Annotated in this window: 21 protein-coding genes; 7 read left to right on the top strand and 14 right to left on the bottom strand. The window is 69.1% G+C overall.

Translation table 11 applies throughout. The features are described 5' to 3' along the window. Positions 1-128: 128 nt before the first annotated feature. The gene (locus tag ACWEPL_RS37025) at positions 129-923 is read right to left on the bottom strand and encodes a universal stress protein (protein ID WP_452438921.1); all 795 of its coding nucleotides are present in this window, start codon (positions 921-923) and stop codon (positions 129-131) included. A 78-nt stretch (positions 924-1,001) separates the two neighbouring features. On the opposite strand from ACWEPL_RS37025, the gene ACWEPL_RS37020 reads away from it, so the two are divergent. Beyond that, positions 1,002-1,304 (top strand): hypothetical protein, encoded by a 303-nt coding sequence (locus tag ACWEPL_RS37020; RefSeq protein ID WP_363962757.1) that lies wholly within the window; start codon positions 1,002-1,004, stop codon positions 1,302-1,304. A gap of 92 nt (positions 1,305-1,396) precedes the next feature. Further along, positions 1,397-1,957 carry a phosphatase PAP2 family protein gene (locus ACWEPL_RS37015; RefSeq protein ID WP_363962758.1) on the top strand — a complete coding sequence of 187 codons (561 nt, stop codon included), beginning with the start codon at positions 1,397-1,399 and terminating at the stop codon, positions 1,955-1,957. 14 nt (positions 1,958-1,971) lie between these two features. Here the strand turns inward: ACWEPL_RS37015 and pip are convergent, their stop codons facing one another. Further along, positions 1,972-2,937: a prolyl aminopeptidase gene (gene pip / locus ACWEPL_RS37010; protein ID WP_452438920.1), complete on the bottom strand. Its 966-nt coding sequence runs from the start codon at positions 2,935-2,937 to the stop codon at positions 1,972-1,974. Positions 2,938-2,981: 44 nt separating this feature from the next. Here pip and ACWEPL_RS37005 point away from each other — a divergent pair, with 44 nt between their 5' ends. Beyond that, positions 2,982-3,893, top strand: coding sequence for a threonine ammonia-lyase (locus tag ACWEPL_RS37005; protein WP_355191355.1), 912 nt, complete (start codon positions 2,982-2,984; stop codon positions 3,891-3,893). On the opposite strand, the gene ACWEPL_RS37000 is transcribed toward ACWEPL_RS37005, so the two are convergent. Together ACWEPL_RS37000 and mscL are read right to left on the bottom strand one after the other, a co-directional pair. Continuing rightward, complete coding sequence (locus ACWEPL_RS37000; RefSeq protein ID WP_363962760.1) at positions 3,890-4,465, bottom strand: hypothetical protein; 576 nt, start codon at positions 4,463-4,465, stop codon at positions 3,890-3,892. The two genes, ACWEPL_RS37005 and ACWEPL_RS37000, sit on opposite strands and share 4 nt — an antisense overlap. 75 nt (positions 4,466-4,540) lie before the next feature. Continuing rightward, the gene (mscL, locus tag ACWEPL_RS36995) at positions 4,541-4,960 is read right to left on the bottom strand and encodes a large conductance mechanosensitive channel protein MscL (protein WP_363962761.1); all 420 of its coding nucleotides are present in this window, start codon (positions 4,958-4,960) and stop codon (positions 4,541-4,543) included. 193 nt (positions 4,961-5,153) lie between these two features. Between mscL and glgX the strand changes: the two genes are divergently transcribed. Genes glgX through treZ form a run of 3 tightly spaced genes read left to right on the top strand, consistent with a single transcriptional unit; the run spans position 5,154 to position 11,077 of the window. Further along, positions 5,154-7,247 carry a glycogen debranching protein GlgX gene (gene glgX / locus ACWEPL_RS36990; protein WP_363962762.1) on the top strand — a complete coding sequence of 698 codons (2,094 nt, stop codon included), beginning with the start codon at positions 5,154-5,156 and terminating at the stop codon, positions 7,245-7,247. Then, the gene (gene treY / locus ACWEPL_RS36985) at positions 7,240-9,369 is read left to right on the top strand and encodes a malto-oligosyltrehalose synthase (protein ID WP_452438919.1); all 2,130 of its coding nucleotides are present in this window, start codon (positions 7,240-7,242) and stop codon (positions 9,367-9,369) included. The genes glgX and treY overlap by 8 nt, the downstream gene beginning before the upstream one ends. Continuing rightward, the gene (gene treZ, locus ACWEPL_RS36980) at positions 9,359-11,077 is read left to right on the top strand and encodes a malto-oligosyltrehalose trehalohydrolase (protein ID WP_363962764.1); all 1,719 of its coding nucleotides are present in this window, start codon (positions 9,359-9,361) and stop codon (positions 11,075-11,077) included. The genes treY and treZ overlap by 11 nt, the downstream gene beginning before the upstream one ends. Positions 11,078-11,385: 308 nt before the next feature. Here the strand turns inward: treZ and ACWEPL_RS36975 are convergent, their stop codons facing one another. Next, positions 11,386-12,705 (bottom strand): serine hydrolase, encoded by a 1,320-nt coding sequence (locus ACWEPL_RS36975; RefSeq protein WP_363962765.1) that lies wholly within the window; start codon positions 12,703-12,705, stop codon positions 11,386-11,388. A 2,224-nt stretch (positions 12,706-14,929) separates the two neighbouring features. On the opposite strand from ACWEPL_RS36975, the gene ACWEPL_RS36970 reads away from it, so the two are divergent. After that, a complete protein-coding gene (locus ACWEPL_RS36970) occupies positions 14,930-15,562 on the top strand; it encodes a hypothetical protein (RefSeq protein ID WP_452438918.1) in 633 nt (210 codons plus the stop codon). Between the two features lie 630 nt (positions 15,563-16,192). Here the strand turns inward: ACWEPL_RS36970 and ACWEPL_RS36965 are convergent. The 9 genes from ACWEPL_RS36965 to ACWEPL_RS36925 all read right to left on the bottom strand — a co-directional run bounded on the left by ACWEPL_RS36965 (position 16,193) and on the right by ACWEPL_RS36925 (position 25,300). Next, positions 16,193-17,788: an FAD-dependent monooxygenase gene (locus tag ACWEPL_RS36965; RefSeq protein ID WP_452438917.1), complete on the bottom strand. Its 1,596-nt coding sequence runs from the start codon at positions 17,786-17,788 to the stop codon at positions 16,193-16,195. 664 nt (positions 17,789-18,452) lie between these two features. Then, positions 18,453-19,547 (bottom strand): hypothetical protein, encoded by a 1,095-nt coding sequence (locus ACWEPL_RS36960; RefSeq protein ID WP_452438916.1) that lies wholly within the window; start codon positions 19,545-19,547, stop codon positions 18,453-18,455. Then, positions 19,544-20,038, bottom strand: coding sequence for a SigE family RNA polymerase sigma factor (locus ACWEPL_RS36955; RefSeq protein WP_350729965.1), 495 nt, complete (start codon positions 20,036-20,038; stop codon positions 19,544-19,546). Before ACWEPL_RS36955 ends, ACWEPL_RS36960 begins: the two co-directional genes overlap by 4 nt. A 43-nt stretch (positions 20,039-20,081) precedes the next feature. Continuing rightward, complete coding sequence (locus ACWEPL_RS36950; RefSeq protein ID WP_452438915.1) at positions 20,082-20,375, bottom strand: MTH1187 family thiamine-binding protein; 294 nt, start codon at positions 20,373-20,375, stop codon at positions 20,082-20,084. Positions 20,376-20,562: 187 nt separating this feature from the next. Next, entirely contained in the window at positions 20,563-20,886 is a 324-nt protein-coding gene (locus ACWEPL_RS36945; RefSeq protein WP_350729967.1) for a hypothetical protein, read from the bottom strand. 10 nt (positions 20,887-20,896) lie between these two features. Next, positions 20,897-21,574, bottom strand: a complete 678-nt coding sequence (locus tag ACWEPL_RS36940; RefSeq protein WP_350729969.1) for a uracil-DNA glycosylase — start codon at positions 21,572-21,574, stop codon at positions 20,897-20,899. A gap of 106 nt (positions 21,575-21,680) precedes the next feature. Next, complete coding sequence (locus ACWEPL_RS36935; RefSeq protein WP_350729971.1) at positions 21,681-22,580, bottom strand: carbohydrate ABC transporter permease; 900 nt, start codon at positions 22,578-22,580, stop codon at positions 21,681-21,683. Next, entirely contained in the window at positions 22,577-23,953 is a 1,377-nt protein-coding gene (locus ACWEPL_RS36930; protein WP_452438914.1) for an ABC transporter permease subunit, read from the bottom strand. Before ACWEPL_RS36930 ends, ACWEPL_RS36935 begins: the two co-directional genes overlap by 4 nt. 12 nt (positions 23,954-23,965) lie before the next feature. Further along, positions 23,966-25,300, bottom strand: coding sequence for an ABC transporter substrate-binding protein (locus ACWEPL_RS36925; RefSeq protein ID WP_363962772.1), 1,335 nt, complete (start codon positions 25,298-25,300; stop codon positions 23,966-23,968). Positions 25,301-25,305: the final 5 nt, after the last annotated feature.

Here is a 25,305-nt window from a genome sequence, read left to right as displayed (position 1 = left end):
CTCGTGCCGCGCTGACGCGGCGCCGGAGCGGGGCGGGGAGCCGGCTCGGGCGCCTCGGCGCGCCGGTGTCAGTCGCGGTGTCAGTCGCGGTTTCAGACGCGGTTTCAGGCGCGGTGTCAGTCGCGGTGTCAGGCGAAGCCGCGGGGGAGCACGATGACCGGGCAGGGCGAGGCCCGCAGCGCCTTCATGGCCAGCTCGCCCAGGAACACCCGGTGCGGCTGCGCGTCCTCGCTGGCCGCGCAGATCAGCAGCTCGCCCGGCAGCCACTCCACGTCCGCCAGCGCGGCGGTCACGTCGTGGCCCTCGGCCACCTCCGACTCCGCCTCGATGCCGGTGGTCTCCCAGGCCAGCCGCACGGCCAGCGCGAGGTCGTCCCTGAGCTTGCCCGGATCCTCCGTGCGCAGGTCGAGGGTGATCAGCCGGAGCGGGATGCCCAGCCGCAGCGCCGCCTGCGCCATCCGTTCCACCGCCTCGTCGCACTGCGGCCGGTGCACGTACGCCAGCGTCAGGCGCTCGGGCCCGTCGACCGGGACGTACCGGGCGGGCACCAGCATGACCGCCTCGGACGACAGGTGGAGCAGGTGGTTGGAGGTGGCGCCGATGGTGATGCGGCCGTGCTGGCCGCCGTCGGCCGAGCCGACCACGATCAGGTCGGCCCTGATGCGGCTGGCCAGCACCGACAGCCCGCGTCCTGTTCCCCTGCTCTCGTACGTGAGGTAGCCGGCGGGGATCGGGCCGAGCTCCTCCGCCGCGTGCGCCAGGTTGGCCTGCGCCTCCACCGCCAGCCCCGGGCTGCCCGGTGGGTAGATCGTGGCGACGGTGAGCTCGCCGCCGGTGACCCGGGTGATCGCGGCGGCCAGGGCCAGGGCGTCGCGCCCGCCCGGGTCGTTCGTGTAGCCGACGATCACGTGCTCTCCGATCACGAGAGCCCTCCTACCCGCTCTGAGCTGGGAATACGCGGCCTTGATCGGAACGTTGTAAACCATCGGAAGGGCAAAGAAGTGAAGATCACCCTCGACATGAGTTTCAACGGGACCCATGGTCCGGTCACTCTCCGTGAAGCGGTTCAACAGCTCAAAGAGCGGGATCTGGCCTGCACGGTGGCCGCGGACACCGTGGAGCAGAAAGTGACCATATTCTCCGCCTGTGTCGAGCGCGGGTTCACGCCGCTCCGCAGCGAGATCATGGCCGCCTACTACGTCGCCGAGCGGGACGCCACCTCCGAGGCGTTCGACCGGGGGCTCATCACCAGGGCCGAGCTGGAGATGCAGCACGCCGCCCTCGCGCGCAAACTTCTTTCTTAGGACATTTCCCGACTTTCGGCCTTATGGTCGAGGCGTTTGACCGCGGGAGTTCGTAAGGTCGTGTCCATTGCCCATTCACGGATTGGACACACGTGTACCGCGACATCGTCGACTTCGCCCTGACCACGCCCGGGTGGCTGCACACCCTCGCCGAAGTCGGGACGGATGCCGGGTTATTCCTGTTCGTGGCGCTGTACGCGGCGGCCGCGTTCCGGGCGTGGCGGGCTCCGGCCCGCGACCTGGCACTGGTGATCGCGGGTCCGGCCGGCGTGGTGTTCGCGTACGTCGTGAGCGAGGTCGTCAAGACCGTCATCAGGGAGGACCGGCCGTGCCGGGGCGGGGTCACGACGATCTCCGCCTGTCCGCCCTCGGGCGACTGGTCCTTCCCCAGCAACCACTCGGTGATCGCGGCCGGGGCCGCCGCCACCCTCGTGCTCGCCTGGCGGGCGCTCGCGTGGGTGGTGCTGCCGCTGGCCGCGGTCATGGCCTTCTCCCGCGTCTTCGTGGGCGTGCACTATCCGCACGACGTGGCCGCGGGGTTCCTGCTCGGCCTGGCGCTGGCGCCGCTGTTCGCGCTGCTGTCGGTGGGGGCCGTCACCCCTGCGGTACGACTTGCGCGGCGTTCACTGGCCGAGCCCCGCTCGGCGGGCTGAGGTGGATGTCCTCGCTACGCTGCGGATCCACCCCAGCGGTCTGTCGCCTCAATGAGCCGGTCCAGGATGCCCGGCTCGCTGAAGGCGTGCCCGGCGTCGTGGATCATGTGGAAGTCGGCCTCGGGCCAGGCCTTGTGCAGGTCCCAGGCGGTGGCCGCGGGCGTGCAGGCGTCGTAACGGCCCTGCACGATCACGGCGGGGATGTGCCGGATCTTGTCGACGTCCCTGATGAGCTGCTCGGGCTCGAACCAGCCGCTGTGGTGGAAGTAGTGGTTCTCGATGCGGGCGAAGCAGACGGCCAGCTTGTCCTCGCCGAACGACGCGACGAGCTCGGGGTCGGGCAGCAACGTGATCGCGCCCGCCTCCCACTGCGCCCACGCCTTGGCCGCCGCCAGCCTGGCCTCCCCGTCCTGCCCTTCGAGCCGCCTGCGGAAGGCGGCCATGAGATCGCCGTGCTCCTCGGCGGGGATGGGCGCGAGGAACGACTCCCACCGGTCGGGGAACAGGTAGGAGGCGCCGTCCTGGTAGAACCAGTGCAGCTCGTGGGGCCGCAGCGTGAAGATCCCCCGCAGGATCAGCTCGGTCGTGCGGTCGGGGTGGCGCTGCGCGTACGCCAGGGCCAGCGCGCTGCCCCACGAGCCGCCGAAGACCTGCCACCTGTCGATGCCGAGGTGCTCGCGCAGCTTCTCCATGTCGGCCACGAGGTGCCAGGTGGTGTTGGCGGCGAGGTCGGTGGCGGGGTCGCTGGCGTGGGGCAGGCTGCGGCCGCAGTTGCGCTGGTCGAACAGGACGATCCGGTAGCGCTCCGGGTCCCACTGGCGCCGGTGCTTGGCAGAGCACCCGCCGCCGGGGCCGCCGTGCAGCATGACAGCGGGCTTTCCCTCGGGATTGCCGCAGACCTCCCAGTAGATCTGGTTGCCGTCTCCCACGTCGAGCAGGCCAGACTCGTAGGGTTCGATGGGCGGGTACAGCGTTCTCATAGTCTCCGATCCTGCCTCATCCCGGCGGCCCGTAGGGTGATCGCATGGAGCTGGTGACGATCGACGACATTCGGACGGCGGCCGGGCGGATTAAGGGAGTGGCGGTGCGGACGCCGCTCGTGCGGATGGGCGAGGCGTGGGTGAAGCCCGAGAGCCTGCAGCCCGTCGGGGCGTTCAAGCTCAGGGGCGCGTACAACGCCGTGGCCTCGCTGCGGCCCGACGGCGTGGTCACGCACTCGTCCGGCAACCACGGGCAGGCCCTCGCCTTCGCGGCCAGGGAGTTCGGGGTGCCGTGCGTGGTCGTCGTGCCCGAGGGGACGCCCCGGGTGAAGACGGCGGCCATCGAAGGGTGGGGCGCCGAGGTCGTCGTCGTGCCGCCCGAGCAGCGGGAGGTCGTGGCCGAGAAGCTGGCGGCGGAGCGGGGGCTGACGCTGGTGCCGCCCTACGACCACCGGGCGGTGATCGCGGGGCAGGGCACCGTCGGGCTGGAGATCGTCGAGGATCTGCCCGACGTCGAGGTGGTGCTGGTGCCGGTGGGCGGCGGAGGGCTCGCGTCCGGGGTCGGCACGGCCGTCAAGGCGCTGCGGCCCGACGTCCGGGTGATCGGGGTCGAGCCGGAGCTGGCCGCCGACGCCGCCGAGAGCCTGGCCGCCGGCCACCCCGTGGAGTGGGGGACGGCCAGGACGTTCCGGACCGTCGCCGACGGGCTGCGTACGGCGCTGTCCGAGCTGACCTTCGCGCACATCAGCCGCCGGGTCGACGAGATCGTCACCGTGTCGGAGGACGAGATCAAGGCCGCCATGGGGCACCTGGCGCGCTCGGCCCGGCTGGTGGCCGAGCCGAGCGGGGCGGTCACCACGGCGGCGCTGCTGTCCGGCCGGGTCGCGACCGGGCGCACGGTGGTCGTGCTGTCCGGGGGGAATGTGGATCCCGAGCTGTTCAGGCAGGTGATCTAGGAGGCCCACTCGTGGCGCGTCAGGAACGAGCGGTCGCCCGTGGCGTACTCGTTGAAGGCGGCCTGCACCTCCGCCAGCTCGGGCACCATGGTCCGGATGAGCGTGCCCTCCTTGTACTCCAGCTCGTAGCCGGGTGACACCTGCAGGAAGTGCCGCCCGAAGTTGACCAGGGCCACGAACGGGTTCTGCGCCGTCAGCGTGGCGAGGACGTCGTGGATCAGGCCGAGGTCCGGGTCGTGGACGAGCATGCCGTCGCCCGTGTGGAGCTGCATGCCCTCGTAGACCCCCAGGGGCGCCACGTTGTGCACCAGGTCGCGTTGAGGGTCGTAGCAGACCAGCCCGTGCGCCCGCGCGATCGTGAACACCTGCGCGGACATCTCGTCCATCGTGTCCAGGTCCATCGTCACCAGCACATGGCCCGCGTAGATCGTGACCTCCCCGGGCATCTCCTTGGCGACGTCGGGTGCCTCCCCGGTCACAGGGGAGTCCCGCTTGACCGCCAGATAGGTGGCACGGGCCTGGTCCCTGCTGATGGGCACCGGCTCGTCCCACACCATCAACTCAACGCTCATCGGTCCATCTTGACGGACAAGCACCGTACTCGCGCGACACGGCACCCATGTACCGGAAAGCCGTGCCGGACAAAGTTAGGCGGGCTTCTCCGAATCCGGCACCAGCTCGACCGTGCAGGCGGCGCATCGCCGGGCCTCGGCGGGGATGTCGCTGAGGCATTCGGGGCACTGCTTGGTGGTGGCGTCCTTGTTCCGGTCGAGCAGGCTGATCAGCCGGGTCATCGGGGCCACGATCAGCCAGTACACGACCGCGGAGACCATCAGGAAGGTGACGAGGTGGTTGAGGAAGTCGCCGTACTTGAACCGGCTGCCGTTGACGGTGAAGGAGTAGTCGGCGAAGTTCGGCTGCCTGCCGCCGGTGACGGCGCCGATCAGCGGAGTGATCAGGTCGGAGACGAGTGCCTGCACCAGGCCGCTGAAGGTGGCGCCGACGATCACCGCCACGGCCAGTTCGACGATGTTGCCGCGAAGTAAGAAGCTCTTGAAGCCGCCCATGGCACCACCACGTTGCCGGGATCGGCGCCGGCAAACCATGCTTTGAGCGTGGGTCGCCTCTGATACCGCGCCGTCGGGGACGGCTCACCTCGTTCAACTGGCATAACGACCTGGTGAGGATGGGAAGGAACAAAGCGGCTTGTCCGGGTGAGCGGGGGAACGGAACATGGGGAGAGACCGCAAGGGAGCCTCGATGATCGAGATCTGGCCGGGAGACCCCTATCCGCTCGGGGCGACCTACGACGGCGCGGGCACGAACTTCTCGCTCTACACCGAGGTCGCGGACGCCGTCGAGCTGTGCCTGTTCGACGAGGACAACGTCGAGTCGCGGGTGCCGCTGACCGAGGTCGACGGATTCATCTGGCACGGCTACCTGCCGGGGATCGGGCCGGGCCAGCGCTACGGCTACCGCGTCCACGGCCCGTACGACCCGGCGCGCGGGCTGCGCTGCAACCCGGCCAAGCTGCTGCTCGACCCGTACGCCATGGCCATCGAGGGCGGCGTGGCCTGGAACGAGGCGGTCTACGGCTACCGGTTCGGCCAGCCCGACACGCGCAACGACGCCGACTCGGCCCCGTACGTGCCGCGGTCCATCGTGATCAACCCGTTCTTCGGGTGGGGGCACGACCGGCCGCCCGCGACGCCGTACCACGACACCGTGATCTACGAGGCTCACGTGCGGGGGCTGACGGTCAGCCACCCCAAGATCCCCAAGCACCTGCGCGGCACGTACGCGGCGCTCGGCCACCCGGAGATCCTCGACCACCTCACCAAGCTCGGCGTCACGGCGCTGGAGCTCATGCCGGTGCACCAGTTCGTGACCGACCACATCCTGGAGCAGCGCGGCCTGTCCAACTACTGGGGCTACAACTCGATCGGGTTCTTCGCGCCCCACAACCGCTACTCCAGCCAGGGGCAGCGCGGCGGGCAGGTGCTGGAGTTCAAGGCCATGGTCAGGGCGCTGCACGAGGCGGGCATCGAGGTCATCCTCGACGTGGTCTACAACCACACCGGCGAGGGCAACCACCTCGGTCCCACGCTGGGGCTCAAGGGGATCGGCAACCCCGACTACTACCGGCTGGTCGACAACGACCCGCGCTACTACGTGGACACCACGGGCACGGGCAACAGCCTGCTCATGCGCTCGCCGCATGTCCTGCAGATGATCATGGACTCGCTCCGTTACTGGGTCATCGAGATGCACGTCGACGGGTTCCGCTTCGACCTCGCCTCGACGCTGGCCCGGGAGCTGCACGAGGTCGACCGGCTGAGCTCGTTCTTCGACCTGGTGCAGCAGGACCCGGTGCTGTCGCAGGTCAAGCTGATCGCCGAGCCGTGGGACGTGGGGCCGGGCGGCTACCAGGTCGGGAACTTCCCGTCGCGGTGGACGGAGTGGAACGGCCGCTACCGCGACACGATCCGCGACCTGTGGCGCGGGCAGCCGGCCACGCTGCCCGAGTTCGGGTCCAGGTTCACCGGGTCGAGCGACCTCTACCAGGACGACAGCCGCCGTCCCGCGGCCTCGATCAACTTCGTCACCTGCCACGACGGCTTCACCCTGCAGGACCTCGTCTCGTACAACGGCAAGCACAACGAGGCCAACAAGGAGGGCAACCGCGACGGCACCGACGACAACCGGTCCTGGAACTGCGGCGAGGAGGGCCCGGCGGACGACCCCGTCGAGGCGCTGCGCGAGCAGCAGAAACGCAACTTCCTGACCACGCTCTTCCTGTCGCAGGGCGTGCCGATGCTCTCCCACGGCGACGAGCTCGGCCGCACGCAGAAGGGCAACAACAACGGCTACTGCCAGGACAACGAGCTGACCTGGGTCGACTGGTCCGACGTGCGGGAGAACTGGCTGCTGCTGGAGTTCACGCAGAGCCTGGCCGCGCTGCGCAAGCGGCATCCGGTCTTCCGCCGCAGGCGCTTCTTCTACGGCAAGCCGGTACGCGGGCTCAACGACATCGCCTGGCTCACGCCGTCCGGGGAGGAGATGACGGACGGCGACTGGAACGTCGGATACGCGAAGTCGCTGGCCGTGTTCCTCAACGGCGACGCCATCACCGAGCCCGACCGGAGGGGCCGCCCGATCAGGGATGACTCGTTCCTGCTGCTGTTCAACGCGCACTACGACATGATCAAGTTCACGATCCCCAAGGACTACGGCGAAATGTGGCACACGGAGATCGACACCGCCATGCCGATCATGCTCGACGCGCCGATGTGCCGCGGCGGGGAGGCCATCGAGGTGCCCGGACGCAGTGTGCGGGTGTTGCGCCGTGTCTAGGCCGGCCTCCACCTACCGGGTGCAGCTGACCCCCGACTTCGGCTTCGCCCAGGTGGCCGAGATCGCCGGCTACCTGCGCGACCTCGGCGTGAGCCACGTCTACCTGTCGCCGATCCTGCAGTCCACGCCGGAGTCGCGGCACGGCTACGACGCCACCGACCACTCCAGGATCAGGGAGGAGTTCGGCGGGGCGACGGGGTTCAGGGAGATGGCGCAGCAGCTCGCCGCCCATGACCTGGGCGTCGTGGTGGACATCGTGCCCAACCACATGAACACGGTCAACGCGCAGTTCTGGTCCGTGCTGAAGGACGGGCCCGCCTCGCCGTACGCGAGCTGGTTCGACATCGACTGGCAGGACGGGAAGGTCGCGCTGCCCGTGCTCGGCGACGACACGGAGCCGTACGTGCACGGCGACGTGGTGCGTTACCACGGGCACACCTACCCCTATCCCGGCCACTACCGGCTGGTCGACTGGCGCGAGGGGCCCGGCTACCGGCGCTTCTTCGACGTGTCCTCCTTAATCGGCCTGCGGGTGGAGGATCCGTCGGTGCTGTTCGCCACGCACGAGGTGATCTTCTGGCTGCTCGACGAGGGGCTGGTGGACGGGCTGCGGGTCGACCATCCCGACGGGCTGGCCGACCCGCGGGGCTACCTGGAACGGCTGCGCGCCAGGGTGGGCGAGACCTGGACCGTGGTCGAGAAGATCCTCATCGGGCCCGAGCGGCTGCCGGGCGACTGGGCCTGCGACGGCACCAGCGGCTACGACGTGCTCAACCGGGTGAACGGGCTCTTCGTCGATCCCGACGGCAAAGCCCCACTCGTCCAGCTTTTTGCCGAGATAACCGGGCAACCTTCCGAGTACCGGCCCGTGATGGCGCAGGCCAAGCGGGAGGTGATCGACCTGTTCTTCGGCGCCGAGGTCGCGCGCCTGGCCAGGGCCGCCGCGCAGGACCCCGCCGCCGTGCGCGAGCTGCTCGCCGCGATGCCGGTCTATCGCGCGTACGTGGTGCCCGGCGAGCCGCCGCCGCCCGAGTCCGTCGAGATCGTCGAGCTGGCCGCCGAGGCGTGCTCGCCCGCCGTGCTGCCGCTGGCCCGCGAGGTCCTGTACGGCCCGGACGAGGCGGTCGTACGGTTCCAGCAGGCGTGCGGGCCCGTCATGGCCAAGGGTGTGGAGGACACGGCGCTCTACCGGTGGTATCCGCTGGCGTGCCTCAACGAGGTGGGCGGGGAGCCGGACGCGTTCGGGGTGGCGGTGGAGGACTTCCACGACTTCTGCGCCGAGCTGCGGCCGTACACGATGACCACGCTGTCCACGCACGACACGAAGCGGTCGGAGGACGTGCGGGCGCGGCTGTCGGTGTTGTCGGAGCTGCCCGAGGAGTGGGCCGCGGCGGTGGCGTCGTGGTCGGCCTCGGTGCGCTTCGACCCCCATCTGGACTATCTGGGCTGGCAGAACCTCATGGCGGCCTGGCCGATCTCGGTCGAGCGGTTCACGGATTACCTGCTCAAGGCGGCGCGGGAGGCCAAGACCGCCATTTCCTGGATAAATCCGGATCCGTCCTATGAGCGCGGGTTGCGGGAGTTTGCGGCTGCGGCGGTGCGGCAGCCCGTCGGTGAGTTCACCGCGCGGATCGAGCCCTACGCCATGTCCAACTCGCTCGGGGCCAAGCTCGTGCAGCTCATGATGCCCGGGGTGCCCGATGTGTACCAGGGCAACGAGACGACCGACTTCTCGCTGGTCGACCCGGACAACCGGCGGCCGGTGACGTACCCCCGCAAACCCGAGACCGCGTGGGACGCGGCCAAGCTGCTGGTGACGGCGCAGGCGCTGCGGCTGCGCCGCCGTCTCGGGGGAGCGGCGCCGTACCGGCCGCTGTGGGCGGAGGGGCCGGCGGCGTCGCACGTGATCGCCTTCGCCCGCGGGGAGCGGCCGCAGGCCGTCGCGGTCGCCACCCGGCTTCCCGCGCGTCTGGCCCGGTGCGGATGGGGCACCACGTCCCTGACGCTGCCCGGCGGGACCTGGCGCGACCTGCTCACCGGCGGCCTCTACACGGGGCGGATCCCGCTCGCGCACCTGCTCGGTCAGTATCCGGTCTCACTGCTGGAGCGACATGATCTTTGAGGTCTGGGCACCGAAGGCCACGGCTGTCGAACTGTTCGCCGCGGGCGGACCTCACGCGATGTCGCGTGGGGAAGGGGGCTGGTGGTCGGTCGAGGTGGCGGGGGCCTCGCACGGCACGCGGTACGCGTACCAGGTGGACGGCGAAGGGCCGTACCCGGATCCGCGGTCGCGCCGGCAGCCGGAGGGGGTCTTCGGGCAGAGCGCCGTGTACGAGCACGCTCGCTTCACGTGGTCCGACCACGAGTGGAAGGGTCGCGACCTGCGGGGGGCGGTGATCTACGAGCTGCACGTGGGGACGTTCACGTCGGAGGGGACGTTCTCGGCGGCCATCGAGAAGCTGCCGCACCTGGTGGAGCTGTCGGTCGACTTCGTCGAGGTCATGCCGGTCGCGCCCGTGCCCGGGGGACGGAACTGGGGCTATGACGGGGTGGATCTGTACGCCGTCAACGAGACGTACGGGGGGCCTGACGGGCTCAAGTCGTTCGTGGACGCGTGCCATCAGGCGGGGATCGGGGTCATCCTGGACGTCGTCTACAACCATCTCGGCCCGTCGGGGAACTTCCTGCACCCCTTCGCCCCCTATTTTTCCGGATTTAAGGGCAGTTATTGGGGCGATGCGGTCAATTTGGACGGGCCGGGCTCCGACGAGGTGCGGCGGTACTTCATCGGCAACGCGGTGCAGTGGCTGCGCGACTACCACATCGACGGGCTGCGGCTGGACGCCGTACACGCGCTGCACGACCGCCGCGCCGAACACCTGCTGGCGGAGCTGTCGGGGGAGGTGGACGCGCTGGCCTGCTCGCTCGGCCGCCCGCTGTCCCTGATCGCCGAGTCCGACCTGAACGACCCGCGCATGGTGCGCTCGCTCGACGCCGGCGGCCTGGGCATGACCGCCCAGTGGTGCGACGACATCCACCACGCCCTGCACTGCGCGGTGAGCGGGGAGTCCCACGGCTACTACGCCGACTTCGCCTCCCTGTCGGCGCTGGCCAAGGTGCTGACCTCGGGACTGCTCCACGACGGCACCTACTCCTCCTTCCGCGGCCGCTCCCACGGCCGTCCCTTCACGGGCGTACCCGGCCACCGGCTGGTCGCCTGCCTCCAGAACCACGACCAGATCGGCAACCGCCCCGGCGGCGACCGCCTGCCCGTCCCCGCGCTCAAGCTGGGCGCGGGCCTGCTGCTGACCTCGCCGTTCACCCCCATGCTCTTCATGGGAGAGGAATGGGGGGCGCGCACGCCGTTCCTGTTCTTCTCCGATCACCTGGAGACCGCGCTGCGGGAGAGCGAGGCGGCGCGCCGGGAGCGGGAGTTCGAGGGGTTCGGGTACGTCTGGGACGCGCCCGACCCGTCGGACGAGGACACGTTCCTGCGCTCGAAACTGGACTGGAGCGAGGTGAAGGAGGAGGAGCACTGGTCGCTGCTGTGCTGGTACCGCGACCTGATCGCCCTGCGCAAGGCCCTGCCCGAGCTGTCCGACCCGCGCATGGACCGGGTCAGGGTGGAGGTGGATCCGCTGGGGAAGTGGCTGGTGATGTGGCGGGGGGCGCTGGCGGTGGCGGTGAACTTCGCCCAGGAGTCGGCCAGGGTGCCGGTGCCCTCTGGAACGGTGCTGCTGGCCTCGGACGACCCCGTCATGGCGGACGGCCGCTTCCTGCGCCTTCCCGCCCAATCCATGGCCATCTGCAAACCCCACTCGGCTCACTGACAGCCATTCGTGGTGGGGGCGCAGGGCGTCAGACGGGTTCTCCGGCGCTGCCCGATCACGCGGTGACGCCGGCCGGTATCCGTAGCACCCCCACCGGCCCCACCCCGAGACCGCCCTGCACTATTTCTCACGCCCTCCGCGCACCTGCCCCGCACCTGCCCAGCGCGGGCTACCCAGCGCGGACTACCCAGCGCGAGCCTGCGCAACGGGGGCCTGTCTGGCGCTGGGGCCTGTCTAGCGCTGGGGCCTGCTCAGCGCTGGGGCCTGCCCCGGGCTGGGCAGGCCCCACTCGGCCAAGATCTCATGCGCTAGGGATAGCGCCGCTTCTCGTAGTCGTCGATGATCTTGCCCAGCTTGGCGAGCTTCTCGGTGAACCAGACGTTCTCGGCGCCCGTCGGCGGGCGGTTGGAGTCCACGTACTGGTAACCGAGGTTGGAGAACATGGTGACGACGTAGGTGCGGCCTCCCTTGCCGGGCAGGGCCTTCACGATGCCCGCGTCAGCGCCGGAGTTGTTCACCCAGCCGTTCTTGTGGGCGTACGTCACCTCGGCCGCGTCGTTGCACGGCCGTACGTCGCGGCCGTACGCGATGCCCTGGCCGGGGATGGTCACGGTGCCGTCGGCGCCGATCCAACGCGAGGGCGTGAGCTGCGGGATGCCCGGGGCGGGGTAGGTGGCGCCACACCAGTTGGTGGTCGACAGGGCGAGGTTCATGCCCTGGTCGCCGAGCTTGCTCTTGAAGAACTCGCGGGAGGCGTCGCTGAGGACGGCGGCGGTGACGCCGGTGCCGTTGGGAGCCGTCCACAGGGTGCCCAGGCCGCCGTTGACCAGCATCAGCAGCTTGGCCGTGTCGAGCGAGCTCATGGTGACGGGGTTGCCCCAGCGCCCGCCGGTGTTCGGGTTGGTGTTCTTCAGTTGCAGGGTCTCCAGGCCCAGGTCCTGGAAGGTCTGGTTGAGGCCGTCGATGGCTGCGCGGTCGTGCAGCAGTTTGACCATGGCGCAAGCAGCGTTGTTGGACGACCAGGTGAGCGCGGCGTCCAGGTAGCCGCGGATCGTGTTGCTGCTGCCCGGCCCGCACAGCGAGCTGATCGGCGCGATCGGCTCGTAGTTGTAGGTGTCGTCGAGCGAGATCTGCCCCTGGTCCACGAGGCGCAGCACCCCGAAGGCCACCATCAGCTTCAGCACCGACGCGGGGTACGGGCTCATGAAGTCGATGGAGGCGTTCTCGCGGCCCGGCACCACGTCGATGGTGCCCTGGCCGTGATTGGCGTACCAGCCGGCGTCGTCCCACTGGCGCCAGCGGACGTCGGTGGTGTGCAGATTGCGGTCGACCGGCACGACCTTCCCGTCCGGATACTGCGGGCTCATCAGCACGGTGCCCGAGGAGACGGGGCGGCCCGCCCGGTTCAGCTCGATGACGGTCAGGTCGATCTGCGGCTGCTGCGAGATCGGCTCGGCCGCCGCGACGGCCGCGAGCAGGTCAGCCTTCTTCGGCGGCTTCCTGGCCTCCTTGTCGACGCTGTCCTGCCGCAGCGCGTTCAACTCGGCCGCGCCGGTCGGCGGATTGGTGTCCAGGACCTGCTCGAACTGCGACTGGTCGAGAGCCCGGCGTAAGTGATGCGCGAGCACGCTCGCGGAGCCGTCCTCTGCTGCGGCAGCCGGAGGCGGCGCGACCAAACCACCCAGCAGTACGGCTGCGGCGGCGAGCCCGGCGATACCTCGACTTCGATTTCTGGATCTTGAGAGGTTCACCGCGCCACTCTAGCCAGCGAGCGAGCCGGCGCGGCGCAAAACTACTTCGCCTGAATGTTGACGAGCAGCGCCATCCTCCGGCGCGCCAAGCGCACGGCCGACTCTTCCGGCACGTTCACGCCCACCGATGCAGACTACGAGCCTGGTGACCGGCCACCCACAACTGCCGGAGCGGACCGTCATCCACAAGGGCGAGCACAGCCCCAGGCCTTATCCACAGAACCCGGTTCCACCCCGCCCAAGCCCTCCGCGATAACCGATGATCCTGAGTGCCCCACCAACCCCGACCCCAAAAAACACCCGCTGACACCCCCAACACGCCGGACACCCCCAACTCGCGAGACATCTCCAACCGGCCGGACATCCCCAACCGGCCATACACCCCCAAGCCGCCAAAGGCCCCCAACCGGCCGGACACCTTAACCGGCCCGACACCTCAACCGGCCCGACACCCCAACCGGCCCGACACCCCAACACGCCAGACACCCGCATCACGCCCGAGACCCCAACCCGCCCGAGGCCCGGATACGTCCCGGACACCCCCAACACCGCTACCCCCACCAACACCACTACACAACCCCAAACACGCCGGGCAACCCGGCGCCCCCGCACCCCCACCATCGCAAGCCCTCAACATCGCACCCTCAACATCGCGGCTTCCATACCGCGACACCACCAACAGCGCCACGCCGCGACCCCAAACGCCGCGACGACCCTCAACACCCCAACCCACCAACACCCTCAAACCACCAACACCCTCAACACCACGGTTCGTGCGGAGCCAGAGACAGACAACCCGGAGTACATTCACCATGAAGATCATCCTGCCGTTGCCCGCCACGCTGACCTCCCTCTTCATCGTGGCCACGGAGCGCCTGCCGTTCGACGTCGACTCCTTCGTGCCCTGGCGCATAGCCGGCCCGTACAGAAGAGCCGCGATCACCGCAGCAGGCAGTGGCTCCTTGACGGTGACCCACCACCAGACTCCTTGGAAACCAACCGCGACCAACCTCACAAGCGAGGAAAGACGCCGCCTACGCCGCACCGGCCAACACGTGGTGGTGTCCACGACCGCACCCCCGCACAAGCTTCCGACCAGCATTCAGACGGCGAGGGCGACGGCCCGGGCCCTGGCGAGGGAGTGCGACGGCCTCCTGATCGACCCGTTGACAGGCACCAACATCCTCACCTGCGGAAGATGCGCAGGCGAGCCCCCGGACTTCCGCCTCACCGACGACTGGCTGTCCTGGGACGTCCAGGTCCACGACGCGGCGACCTGTCCACCCTGGGATCCGTCCGACATGGGCGTGTGCGACTGCCTGCGCGTCACATCCCGAGGCCTGCGCCGCTTCGCCCTCCCCGAGATCACCCTCGACGGCGCCGCCTGCGCCCACAACCTGTGCGCGACCAACCTCCTCCGCACGGTGGCCCACCGCCTCGTCACAGACCACCTGGCCTACGTAGGCACTCACCCGGAGGCCACCGACCGCAAAATCGACGACTTCCTCCAGATAGGCCCCACAGACCAGCCGGACGGCGGCCTCCCTTTCGGCGTCCAGCTGACGCCCTACGACGCGGACCAGGGCGAACTGGGCCGCACAGGCACCATCCGCCGCCTCAAGATCGGCCCACCGCCAGGTGCCGGCCAGATCGCCTGCCTGAAGGTCGGCCCACCCTCCGGCTTCCCCGGCTCCCTGAACGACTGGCTATGCGCCACCCAAAAACCCGCCCACCCCTCACTCACCTTGATCAACTGCCACCCCTCAACCCCACCCACCCCCTCACTCCCAGCCCCATTCGCTCCAACACCCCCGACCCCGCAACACCCTCTCGAACCAACTCGAGCCGTCCCGCAAGCTCCGCTCACGGAGCCGAGGCCAGCCCCAATCCTGGCCATGGCACCGACTCCGACTTCCGCTCATCCCCCACGCGCGGAGGTCGAACGTGCAGCAGCCTGAGCCCGCCTCTGGGCCCCAGCGACCCAGGCGCGACCCGGCTACGGCGTCGACGGACACCCTCCTCTTACGCACTCACGTGCAGGAGACAGCAAGGGAAGGGCAGGAGTGATGCCTGTTCTGGCCGGATTTGTTAATAAAAGTGCATGCTCGTCCTGAACCGAATCGAGACATTCGACCGTCCAAGTGACGTGATCCCCTTTGAGATGATCGATGAAGATCTGCGTACGGCGCGTCAGCGGGCGCGTCGCTGGGAGGGGCTGAGCGAGCGCCACACGGCGGTCGTCGCCCTCGTGAGAAAGGCCCGGCGGGAGCTCGATGCGGTCGGGGTGTGGGATCAAGAGCAGGTAGCCGTCGCGGAAACGAGGCTGGGCGCGTACACGTCAGCGCTCGCGGAGGTGGAACGGGACCTGGCCGAGGTGGGTCCGGCGCGGGAGCTCTACGAGGAGTTGCTGGCACGTGAAGAGCAGCGAGTGGCCGCATCGGCCGATCCCCGAGGTGCCGAGCTGCTGGAGATCGGGCGGTTGCTCGCCGAGCTGGATGTGGAGCTGCCTGCTCGGGAACGGGCCCGTGCGGCCGGTCTCGCGGCCCTGCACGGCCGGGGGACGGTGGGTGAGTTCGTCCGGCAGGTGGAGGCACTCGGCCTGATGGCGGAAGACGGCATTCGGGGGATGAGTGGTCTCCGGCATGTCGCGGAGCAGCTCGAGGACCGTTGCCGGGAACTGGCGCGGCTGCGTGACAGGTTGCGGGCTCGCCGAGAGGAGTTGCTGCTCGGCTGAGCCGCTCCTGCGTGGTCTGTCCCGTTCGAGATCGGTTGGACCAGCAGCTAAGGCCCACTGAGTGAGTTGGGCCAGTGCAGTGATCGAAAGCACTCGCCACCAGCCACCAGCCACCAGCCAACGGCCATGGGCAACGGGCATCGACGGGCATTGGCCATCCGGCATTTAGGAAGTCGCGCTCAGTGGTGCATGTGCGTGCTCATGGGGGCCGGTTCTCCGGAAGGTGCTGCTTCGGTGGGTTACGGCTGCCCGTGGAGCAGGGGTGGGGCGGCCGTGGGGCCAGCGGTCGGTGTATGGCCCGGGACCTGTTCGACGTGGGTCGGGCGGGATGGCTCGGGACCTGGCCCGAGGGCGTCGGGTGGGATGGCTCGGGACCTGGTTCGAGCTGGTCGGGTTCATGCCGCGGGGCGCGGAAGTCTGGGCGGGGCCCGGTCGCGGCGGTTCGAAGTGGTTGGGTGGTATGGCTCGGGACCTGGTTTGAAGTGGTCGGGTGGGATGGTTCGGGTCTGGTTCGAGGTGGTTAGGGGGTTGGGATCTGGTTTGGGGTGGCCGGGGGGATGGCTCGGAAATCTGGTTTGGGGTGGTTGGAGGATGGGTTGGGATCTGCTCTGAGTGGTTGGGGGATGGCTGCTAGCGGCTCAGGAGTTGGGTCATGATCTGGTGGAGGGTGGCTGCTGGGTTTGGGACGGGGCCGGGGGAGCGCCAGGCTACGTAGCCGTCCGGTCGGACCAGGACGGCGCCGCCCCCGCTGACGCCGTACCGCTTCCGGAAGTGTCCCTCCACGTCCTTCAGTTCCTCGTCCACCACCAAGCGCGTGAGCTGGACGCCGAGGCGCTCCTTGACCAGACGTCCGGCGTCCATCCAAGCCTGGCCGCCCTGTCTGTCGGCCAGCAGTACGAAGCCGGAGCCGAAGAGGTCGATGGTCGAGATGCGCTGGCCTTCCCAGTCGAGCACCACGTGTGGGGCGCGGCTGCCCGGACGGCCGGTGGGTACGCGTGGGTCCTCCAGGATGGAGCCGTCGTCGCCGGGTTCGTCCAGGATGGCTGTGGAGTGGTAGCGGTAGCCGATGATGACGCTCATGAAGTCCTCGATGGGCTCCGGGTAGCCGACGCGGGCGGTTGGAGGCATGCGTACGCCGAGGTTGGCGAGCTGGGCGTCGGCCGTCAGCGTGCCGATCGGGCGGCGTTCGGCGTCGTACGTGTCGAGGAAGTCGGGCCCGGCCTGGCCTGTGACGACGAGCCAGAGCCGCCAGGCGAGGTCGCAGCCGTCCTGGAGTGCGGTGCTGCCGCCCTGCCCGCCGGTCGGCGGCATGGTGTGGGCCGCGTCCCCGGCGAAGAACACCCGGCCGGCGCGGTACGTGTCGGCCACCACGTGCCCCAGAGTGAACGACGTCTTGTCCAGTAACTGGACGTCCAGTTCAGGTTGGTCGGCTGCGATGCGTACCAGCTCTCTGCAGCGCTCCTCGGTGAAGTCGGCTTCGCTCTGGCCGTCGGAGTAGTTGACGCCCAGAACGTGCGCCCCGACGCCGGTGCCGGTCACGATCACGCCGGTGAAGAGGTCGTTCTGCAGGTACCAGAGCGTGACCTCGCGCTCGCGTACCAGCCCGCTCAGGTCCGCATCGAACATGATCGAGCACATCCGGCCCAGCTCGCCTTTGCCTGAGGTGGGGACGTTCAGGAGGCGGCGGAGCGGGCTCCGGTAGCCGTCCGCGGCGACCACGTAGTCGGCCCGGACGAGGCGGTCGCCGTCGGCATCGCGGATCAGCGCGGTCACGCCGTCCTCGTCCTGTTCCAGCGAGACCAGCTCGGTCGAGAAGCGCAGGTCGGCGCCCAGCTCCTCTGCCGTGTACCGCAGCAGCTGCTCGATCGCGGCCTGGGGCGCTCCCACCTGCGCCGCCGGGGTGATGTCGGACAGGAAGGCCATCTCCTCCTGCTCATCGTTGATGATCATGTGAGGGTTCGGGTCGGCCAGGCTCTTGGCGATCGCTATGCGCATGTTGTCCCCGATGCCTGCCCAGGTCTCGCGGAGCTCCTGCTCGATGCCGGGGACGGGGCGCAGCAGCTCGATGGCTCGCGGGCCGACACCGAACGCCTTGGGTTGGATCGAGGTGCTTGGGTGCTTCTCCACCAACATGATGGGTACGTCGCGCCAGGCCAGGAGTGTTGCCGTGCTCAGGCCTGCGTACCCACCGCCCACCACCAGGACGGGCACCCGCTCTTGTTCCATGCTTGTCCACCTCCGGAACGCGTAGTATCGCGTCTATGGTCGAGGACACGATATGTCGCGTCAGGGGAGGCGGTCAAGACATATCGCGTTGTGGGGGGGGTGGGGGAGCGGGGATTGGGTTGGGGGTGGGGATGTGAACTGCGGGTGCGGGGATACCGGGGTGCGAGGGATACCGGGGTGCGAGGGGGATCGGGGCGCGGGATGCGCACGGCCTGGGCGGCGCCGGAGGGGGTTGTGGCTGTGGGGTGTGCGTGGCCCGGCCGGCGCCGAGGGCTACTTGTGGGTGTGAGCGGTCGGCATCGGGGGCCTTGTGGGTGTGGGTGTGCGCGGCTGGGAGAGGCGCGGAGCGGGGGGTCGTGGGTGGTGGGGGTGCGGACGCGGCCGGCGCCGGGGCTTGTGGGTGTGGGTGCGCGGCTGGCAGGGGGTAGGGCGGGATGTGCGGTTAGGCCGGTGCTGGCTTGTGGGTGTGCGCGGACCGGCTGGTGCCCTGGGGCTTGTGGGTGTGCGGACCGGCTGGCGCCCCAGGGCTTGTGGGTGTGCGCGGCTAGCCTGGGGGTGTGTGGGGCGAGTGTGCTTGGTAAGTGTCGATGTTGTGGGGTGGGTGGACCCGCGCATGGGGTGGGCGGGTCCGTGGGTTGGTGGGTGGGTGTGGGGGGTGTTGGTGTTAGTGGACCAGGCCTGGGACCAGGGTTTTTCCGTAGTTGCGTAGGGTGAAGAGTTCTCGGGTTTTGCCGGTTCGTACGTCCATGGCGTAGACCATCGGCTTGGGTCCGCGTGGTGACTCGGGGGTGGCGACCACGGTCACCTCGGTGGAGTTCAGCCAGCCGCCGAGTCCCGACGGCTGGAGCCCTTCCGGGATGCCGGAGATCGGGACTCGGGTTTCGCGGCCGCCCCGCACCGGGTCGAAGACGACGATCGAGCCGTCCAGCTGCAGCATCGGGCGGCGGTTCGGGTCGTAGGTCTGGCCCAGCCGGGTGAGGGTGCGGCCGTCGGGGGCGAGGGCGCTGAAGTCGTACGTGAAGTCCGGGATGGTGATCGGGTCGTGGCCGAGCACCCGCACCTGGCTGGAGTTCTCGTTCGGCTTGACGAGCACGACGGGGCCGGATCCGTCCGACACGCTCACCGGCCACCAGCCGCGCGGGAGGTCGGACACCGTGCCCCGCTCCACGTCCACCAGCTTGTTGGGCTCTCGCCGCCCGCCCCAGCTCGACACGATGAACCGCAGCCCGCTGGGCGACAGCCGCAGGGTGTGTTCGGCCGAGCGCGAGAAGTCCTCCGCGGGCTGCTTCAGCGGGGACTTCCAGGTCTTGCCGCTCGCCAGGTCACGCACCACGATCGTGCGCTGCTTCGAGCTGTAGTAGGCCAGCCGGCGGCCGTCCGCCGTGACCGCCAGGGGGCCGGTCTCCGGTGCCGCGGTCAGTTCGTAGGTGTCGCCGTCGCGGGTCACGAGCCGCCAGGCGTTCTTCGCGCACGTGGTGGTGCGGCATTCCGGCCGGTACGCCTGTTCGATCGGCCCGACGCCTTCCGGGGGCAGCGGAGAGACCGTCGTCTCCGGCGGGGTGAGCATGACCGGGGGCTCGGGGCGTAGCTGTTGGAGGAGCACGGTGCCGCCGCCCGCGATGAGGCAGGTCGCCGCGGCGATGGCCACGGCCAGGCGGGTGGCGCGCCGACGGCGGGCGCCTCGCACCGCCTGGGCCGCCAGGTCGACGGCGGGCGCCTGTTCGGCCAGCGCGTGCAGGTCTTCGCGCAGCGGGTTCACCGGTACACCTCCTGGGGGACGAGCGCGCGCAGTTTCGACAGCGCGTAGTGGGTCTGGCTCTTGACGGTGCCGACCGAGACGCCCAAGAGCTGCGCGGTCTCGTGTTCGGTGCGATCTTCGTAGAAGCGCAGCACGATCAGCGCCCGCTGCTTCGGCGTGAGCCGCGCCAGTGCGTGGAGCAGGGCGATCCGGCGTACGGTCGCCTCGTCGTGCGGCTGCCCGGACGCCGCGAACTCCGGCAGTTCGGCCTCAGAGAGCTCGATCCGCTTGCGCTTGCGCCAGGAGATGGTCTGGTTCACCAGGGCTTTGCGCGCGTACGCCTCGGGGTTGCCACCCTTGGCGAGCTTGGCCCAGTGGGAGGCGACGCGCGTGAGGACCGTCTGCAACAGGTCCTCGGCGAGGTGGGCGTTCCCGGTGAGCAGGTACGCCGTCCGCATCAGCGATTGCTGGCGGGTTCGTACGAACTCGTGGAACCCCTCGTAACGGTCCATGCATAAAACAACTTCGCCGAAGGGTCCAAGGTTGGAAAATTGGCTATTCGGAGAGGTGGCGTTCCAGGGACTCGAGCTTGCTGGTCATCCCGTCGGTGACCCCCTGCCGGAGATCGGCCTTGAGCACCAGGCTGACCCGGGGCGCGACCTCCGCCACCGCGTCCACCGCGCGCTTCACCACGTCCATGACCTCGTCCCAATCGCCCTCGATCGTGGTGAACATGGCGTCCGTACGGTTGGGCAGGCCGCTGTCGCGGACCACCTTGACGGCGCGGGCGACGGGCTCGGCGACCCCTTCGCCGACGCCCAGCGGGGTGATGGAGAATGCGACGATCACTGCGTGCCTCCTTGCGGCGGGCCGGAGGGTACCGATCTTAACGAGCCGTCGAGTCTCGACAGCCGCCAGGTCTCAACCACCCGCCAGGTATCGACGAGCCGTCAGGTATCGACGAGCCGCCAGAGAGAAGCGAAAAGCCACGACGCCTCCCAGAACGTCGTGGCCACCGCCGTACTTCACCCACGCGTCACACGTGGTCGTGCTCCTCTTCGTCCTCGTCCTCGCTGGGCCCCTCGGAGGGCTCCACCCCGAGGACGGCCTCGCGCGGCTCGATCTCGTTGATGTGGTCGACAAGCTGGAGCACGTGGTCCGGCTCGATGAGCCACTGCAGCGCCGAGGCGCCCGTCTCATCGGAGCTGACCAGCTCGGCCTGCTCGGTGCGCTCCTCGGCGGTGAGGTCGGCGTCCGGGTGCCGGATCTCGGCCAGCGCCGCCGCCTGCAAAGCGTCCACGTCAAGCACCTCGACGGTCAGCTCGACCGTGAGACGCAGGAACTTCGGTTCATCACTCATGGCGACGACTCTAGGGCAGCTTCCACTCGACAGGTGCCGCGCCTTGCTGTTCCAGCAGCTCATTGGCCCGGCTGAAGGGACGCGAGCCGAAGAAGCCGCTGCGCGCGGAGAGGGGGGAGGGGTGGGCGGACTCGATGCGGGGCACATTGCCGAGCATCGGGGCCAGGTTGCGGGCGTCGCGGCCCCAGAGGATGGCCACCATCGGCTTGTTGCGTGCCACGAGGGCGTGGATGGCCTGCTCGGTGACCTGCTCCCAGCCCTTGCCCCGGTGGGAGGCGGGCTTGCCGGGCATCACGGTGAGGACCCTGTTGAGGAGCAGGACGCCCTGCTCGGCCCACGGCGTCAGGTCGCCGTTGGCGGGGCGGGGGAGGCCGAGGTCGGTCTCCATCTCCTTGTAGATGTTGACCAGGCTGCCGGGCAGCGGCCGCACCTCGGGCGCCACCGAGAACGACAGCCCGACCGGGTGACCGGGCGTGGGATAGGGGTCCTGACCCACGATCAGCACCTTGACGTCGTCGAAGGGCTGGTTGAAGGCACGCAGCACGTGCGTGCCCGCGGGCAGGTACTGCCTGCCATCGGCGATTTCCTTGCGCAGGAATTCGCCCATCAGGGAGATCTGCTCGGAGACGGGCTCAAGCGCACTGGCCCATCCGGCTTCGACGACTTCGTTCAGTGGACGACCGGCCATGGCCGATGAGCTTATCTAGGTCTGGTACGGCTTGCTGCCGAAACGTCGGGTCCAGCCGTACCAGAATGATCACAAGGCGCCCGCGCGGTCCGCGCGGGCGCCTTGATCACTTCACGGATCCGGCCATCATGCCCTGGACGAAGTACCGCTGGAAGGCGAAGAACAGGACCAGCGGGATGAGCAGCGACAGGAACGCACCGGACGAGAGGATGTCCACGTTCGATCCGAACTGCCGCATCTGGGACTGCAGGGCCTTGGTCATCGGCTGGTTGTCGGTGTTGGCGAAGACCAGCGCGATGAGCATGTCGTTCCACACCCACAGGAACTGGAAGATGCCCAGCGAGGCGATGGCGGGCTTGCCCAGCGGGAACACCACTGACACGAAGATCTTCCACTCCGGCGCCCCGTCCATCCGCGCCGCCTCCAGCAGCGAGGACGGGATGCCGACGAAGAAGTTGCGCAGCAGGAAGATGGCGAACGGCAGGCCGAACGCCGTGTGGAACAGCACCACGCCCGGGATCGAGCCGAAGATCCCGATGCCTCCGTAGAAGGACGCGACGGGGATCAGCGCGATCTGGATGGGCACGATCAGCAATCCGACCACGACGAGGAACGCCCCGTCACGCCCGGGGAACTCCATCCACGCGAACGCGTAGGCGGCCATGGCCGCGATGCCGATCACCAGGACCGTCGTCGGCACCGTGATCAGCACGGTGTTCCAGAAGGACGCGGTGAAGCCGCTGGCCAGCAGGTCCTTGTAGTTCGCGAGGGTCAGCTCGGCAGGCTTGGTGAAGATCGTCCACCAGCCCTCGGAGGTGTTGACGTCCGTCGTGCGCATCGAGACGACGAGCAGGCCCAGCGTCGGCACCAGCCAGAACAGGCCCAGCAGGATCATGATCACCTGGACGGCGCCGCCGCCGATCCGGTCCACGATCTTGCTCACCACGCTCCTGCGCGGCGCGCCCGTCTCCAGCCCCGAAGGGGCGGTAGCCGTGGCTGTCGTCATGATTCGTCCCTCCTGAACCGGCGAATGTTCATGATCATGAAGGGGAGGACCAGAACGAGCAGGAAGACGGCCAGCGCGCTGCCCAGACCCTGGTTGTTCCCGCCGCCGAACGCCACGCGCCACATCTCCAGCGCGACCACGTTCGCCTGAGGCTGGACCGAGGCCGGGGCGATGATGAAGACAAGGTCGAACACCTTCAGCGTATTGATGATCATCGTCACGAAGACGACGAGCAGCACCGGCGACAGCAGCGGCACGGTGATCTTGCGGAACACCTGCCACTCCGAGGCGCCGTCGATGCGGGCCGCCTCCAGCGCGTCACGCGGGATCGCCGCGAGCCCCGCCGCGATCAGCACCATGGCGAAACCGGCCCACACCCACACGAACGCGCCGATGATCGCCGGGGTGATGAGTGTCGGGCCGAGCCAGCTCAGGCCTTTGTAGGCGGCCTGGAAGTTCGACTGCGGAAGTCGTACGACATAGGAGCCGGCGGACAGGCCCTGGAAGCGGAACGAGCCGTCGTCGGCCGTCGTGGCGGTCGCGGCGACCTTGCCGTTCTGCACCGCCTCGACGGTCATGCCCGGCAGGCCCTTCTCCGAGGCGTCCACCTCGCCGTTCTTGCCGCCGCCTCCCGGTGTGAAGTCGAACCACACGGTCCCCGAGAGGCCGTCGCCGGCCGCGGGGGCCTTGGCGGTCTGGGCGTTGCTCGGCAGGGCGTTCGGCTTGACGCCCACGATCGGGATCAGCACCGGCTGACCCGCCTGGGCGGGCTGCTTGGTGATGACCGCGCCGCCGTCGGCGGCGACCGGCGACTGCTCGCCCTCGCGCGGGCGCGCCTCCGGGTAGCCCTGCGAGGAGGAGAACGTGTCGTGCACGGTGGTGAGCACGGCGTTGGCCACGCCCTTGGCGGGGTCCTGCTCGTAGACGAAGCGGAAGATCACGCCCGCCGCCATCAGGGAGACCGCCATGGGCATGAACACGATCAGTTTGAACGCCGTCGACCACCTGATCCGCTCGGTCAGGACCGCGAAGATCAGGCCCAGCGTGGTCACCACGATCGGCGCGATGACAACCCAGATGAGGTTGTTGCGGATCGTGGTGAGCATGCCGGAGTCGGTGAAGATCGTGGCGTAGTTGCCCAGCCCCACGAATCCGGTGCCCGCCGAGTCGAACAGGCTCCGGAAGATGGAGTAGACGATCGGGTAGACCACCCAGATGCCCAGCAGCACCGCCGCCGGGAGGAGGAAGGCGATGGCGACCGCCGGCGAGGGGCCGAGGCGTCGTTGCGTACGGGGGGTTTCAGCCGGTCCGGTGGAGGGCTCGTCCGCGGTGTCCGCGGACGAGACCTGCGGGCCGTCCAACCGTTCGGTCACGGCCTTACCTCTTTACTTCTTCCAGGCCTTCTTGGCCTCGGCTTCCAGTGTGGTCTGAGTGCCCTTGATGTCGCTCGGGTTGCGCAGGAAGTCCTGCAGCGCCTTCCACTCGCCCTTGCCGTCGGTGGCGCCGAACGCGCTCGGCGCCAGGTCGGACATGTCGTAGCGAACGGCGTCGCCGGCCGAGACGATCGTCTGGCCGAGCTGCTTGGTCAGCTCGTCGGGGTAGTTGTCGGGGGAGACGTTCTTGTTGGGCGACAGGTAGCCGGGCAGCTTGGCCCAGATCTCGCCACCCTCCTTGGAGGCCAGGAACTGCAGCAGCGCCATCGCGCCGGGGGAGTCCTTCATCGCGACCGCGACGTCGCCGCCCAGGACGACGGGGGCCGTGTCACCGGCCTTGGGGAACGGGAAGTACTTGGCCTCCTCTCCCACCTTGGCCTTCGACTGCGCCGCGGAGACGGCCACGAAGTCGGCCTCGATCACCATGGCGGCCTTCTTGTCGCCGTAGACCTTGGTCACGCAGCCGGGGAAGTCGGTCTGCAGGGCGCCGGCGTTGCCGTCGACCACGAACTCCTTCTTGCCCGCGATCTGCGCGATCTTCTCCAGCGCGGTGGTCACGGTCGGGTCCGTCCACGGGATCTCGTGCTTGGAGAGCTTGTCGTAGTTCTCCGGCCCGGCGGTGGACAGGTAGACGTTCTCGAAGAGGTCGGTCAGCGTCCAGCCGGACGCACCGCAGAACGAGAACGGCGCGGTGCCGGAGTCGGCGATGGTCTGCGCGTTCTTGACCAGCTCGTCCCAGGTGGTGGCCGGCTGCACGCCCGCGTCGTCGTACGCCTGCGCCCGGTACCAGACCAGCGACTTGTGCGCCGCCTTGATGAGCACGCCGTACACCTTGCCGCTGGCGGAGCCGAGCTCCTTCCAGTACGGGGTGTAGTTGGTGTCCACCTCCTTGACGACGTCGTCGGTCAGCGGGATGAGCGCGCTCTGGTCGGCGTACTGCTGCACCAGGCCCGGCTGCGGCAGGATCGCGACGTCCGGCGGGTTCTTGCCCTGGATGCGCGGGCCGAGGTAGGCGCCGGTGTCCTCACCGGTGGAGGCGTACGTGACCTCAGCCCCGGTCTTCTCGGTGAAGGCCTTGAGCACCTGCTGGAAGTTCTTCTGCTCGTCGCCGGTCCACTTGGCGGCGACCTCGAGCTTCACGCCCTGCAGCGGCTTGGCGCCGGCGGCGGGGGCCGACGCGGAGCCGGAAGCGTCGGTGGACGGCGAGGTGGTCGTCGGGGCGTTGCCGCAGGCGGCGACGGCTACCGCGAGCCCGGCCAGGATTGCTGCTGCTCTGGCGTTTCGCATGGCTG

The sequence above is a fragment of the Nonomuraea sp. NPDC004186 genome (assembly GCF_053603495.1).
Note: the sequence above shows the minus strand (reverse complement) of the source record. Positions and strands in the feature narration are given on the sequence as shown.

Excerpts from the sequence above, each read along its gene's own strand:
- pip (WP_452438920.1), bottom strand. The coding sequence starts at position 2,937 with ATGAGAACGCTGTACCCGCCCATCGAACCCTACGAGTCTGGCCTGCTC.
- ACWEPL_RS37005 (WP_355191355.1), top strand. The coding sequence starts at position 2,982 with ATGGAGCTGGTGACGATCGACGACATTCGGACGGCGGCCGGGCGGATT.
- ACWEPL_RS37000 (WP_363962760.1), bottom strand. The coding sequence starts at position 4,465 with ATGAGCGTTGAGTTGATGGTGTGGGACGAGCCGGTGCCCATCAGCAGG.
- mscL (WP_363962761.1), bottom strand. The coding sequence starts at position 4,960 with ATGGGCGGCTTCAAGAGCTTCTTACTTCGCGGCAACATCGTCGAACTG.
- glgX (WP_363962762.1), top strand. The coding sequence starts at position 5,154 with ATGATCGAGATCTGGCCGGGAGACCCCTATCCGCTCGGGGCGACCTAC.
- treZ (WP_363962764.1), top strand. The coding sequence starts at position 9,359 with ATGATCTTTGAGGTCTGGGCACCGAAGGCCACGGCTGTCGAACTGTTC.
- ACWEPL_RS36970 (WP_452438918.1), top strand. The coding sequence starts at position 14,930 with ATGCTCGTCCTGAACCGAATCGAGACATTCGACCGTCCAAGTGACGTG.
- ACWEPL_RS36965 (WP_452438917.1), bottom strand. The coding sequence starts at position 17,788 with ATGGAACAAGAGCGGGTGCCCGTCCTGGTGGTGGGCGGTGGGTACGCA.
- ACWEPL_RS36955 (WP_350729965.1), bottom strand. The coding sequence starts at position 20,038 with ATGGACCGTTACGAGGGGTTCCACGAGTTCGTACGAACCCGCCAGCAA.
- ACWEPL_RS36945 (WP_350729967.1), bottom strand. The coding sequence starts at position 20,886 with ATGAGTGATGAACCGAAGTTCCTGCGTCTCACGGTCGAGCTGACCGTC.
- ACWEPL_RS36940 (WP_350729969.1), bottom strand. The coding sequence starts at position 21,574 with ATGGCCGGTCGTCCACTGAACGAAGTCGTCGAAGCCGGATGGGCCAGT.
- ACWEPL_RS36935 (WP_350729971.1), bottom strand. The coding sequence starts at position 22,580 with ATGACGACAGCCACGGCTACCGCCCCTTCGGGGCTGGAGACGGGCGCG.
- ACWEPL_RS36925 (WP_363962772.1), bottom strand. The coding sequence starts at position 25,300 with ATGCGAAACGCCAGAGCAGCAGCAATCCTGGCCGGGCTCGCGGTAGCC.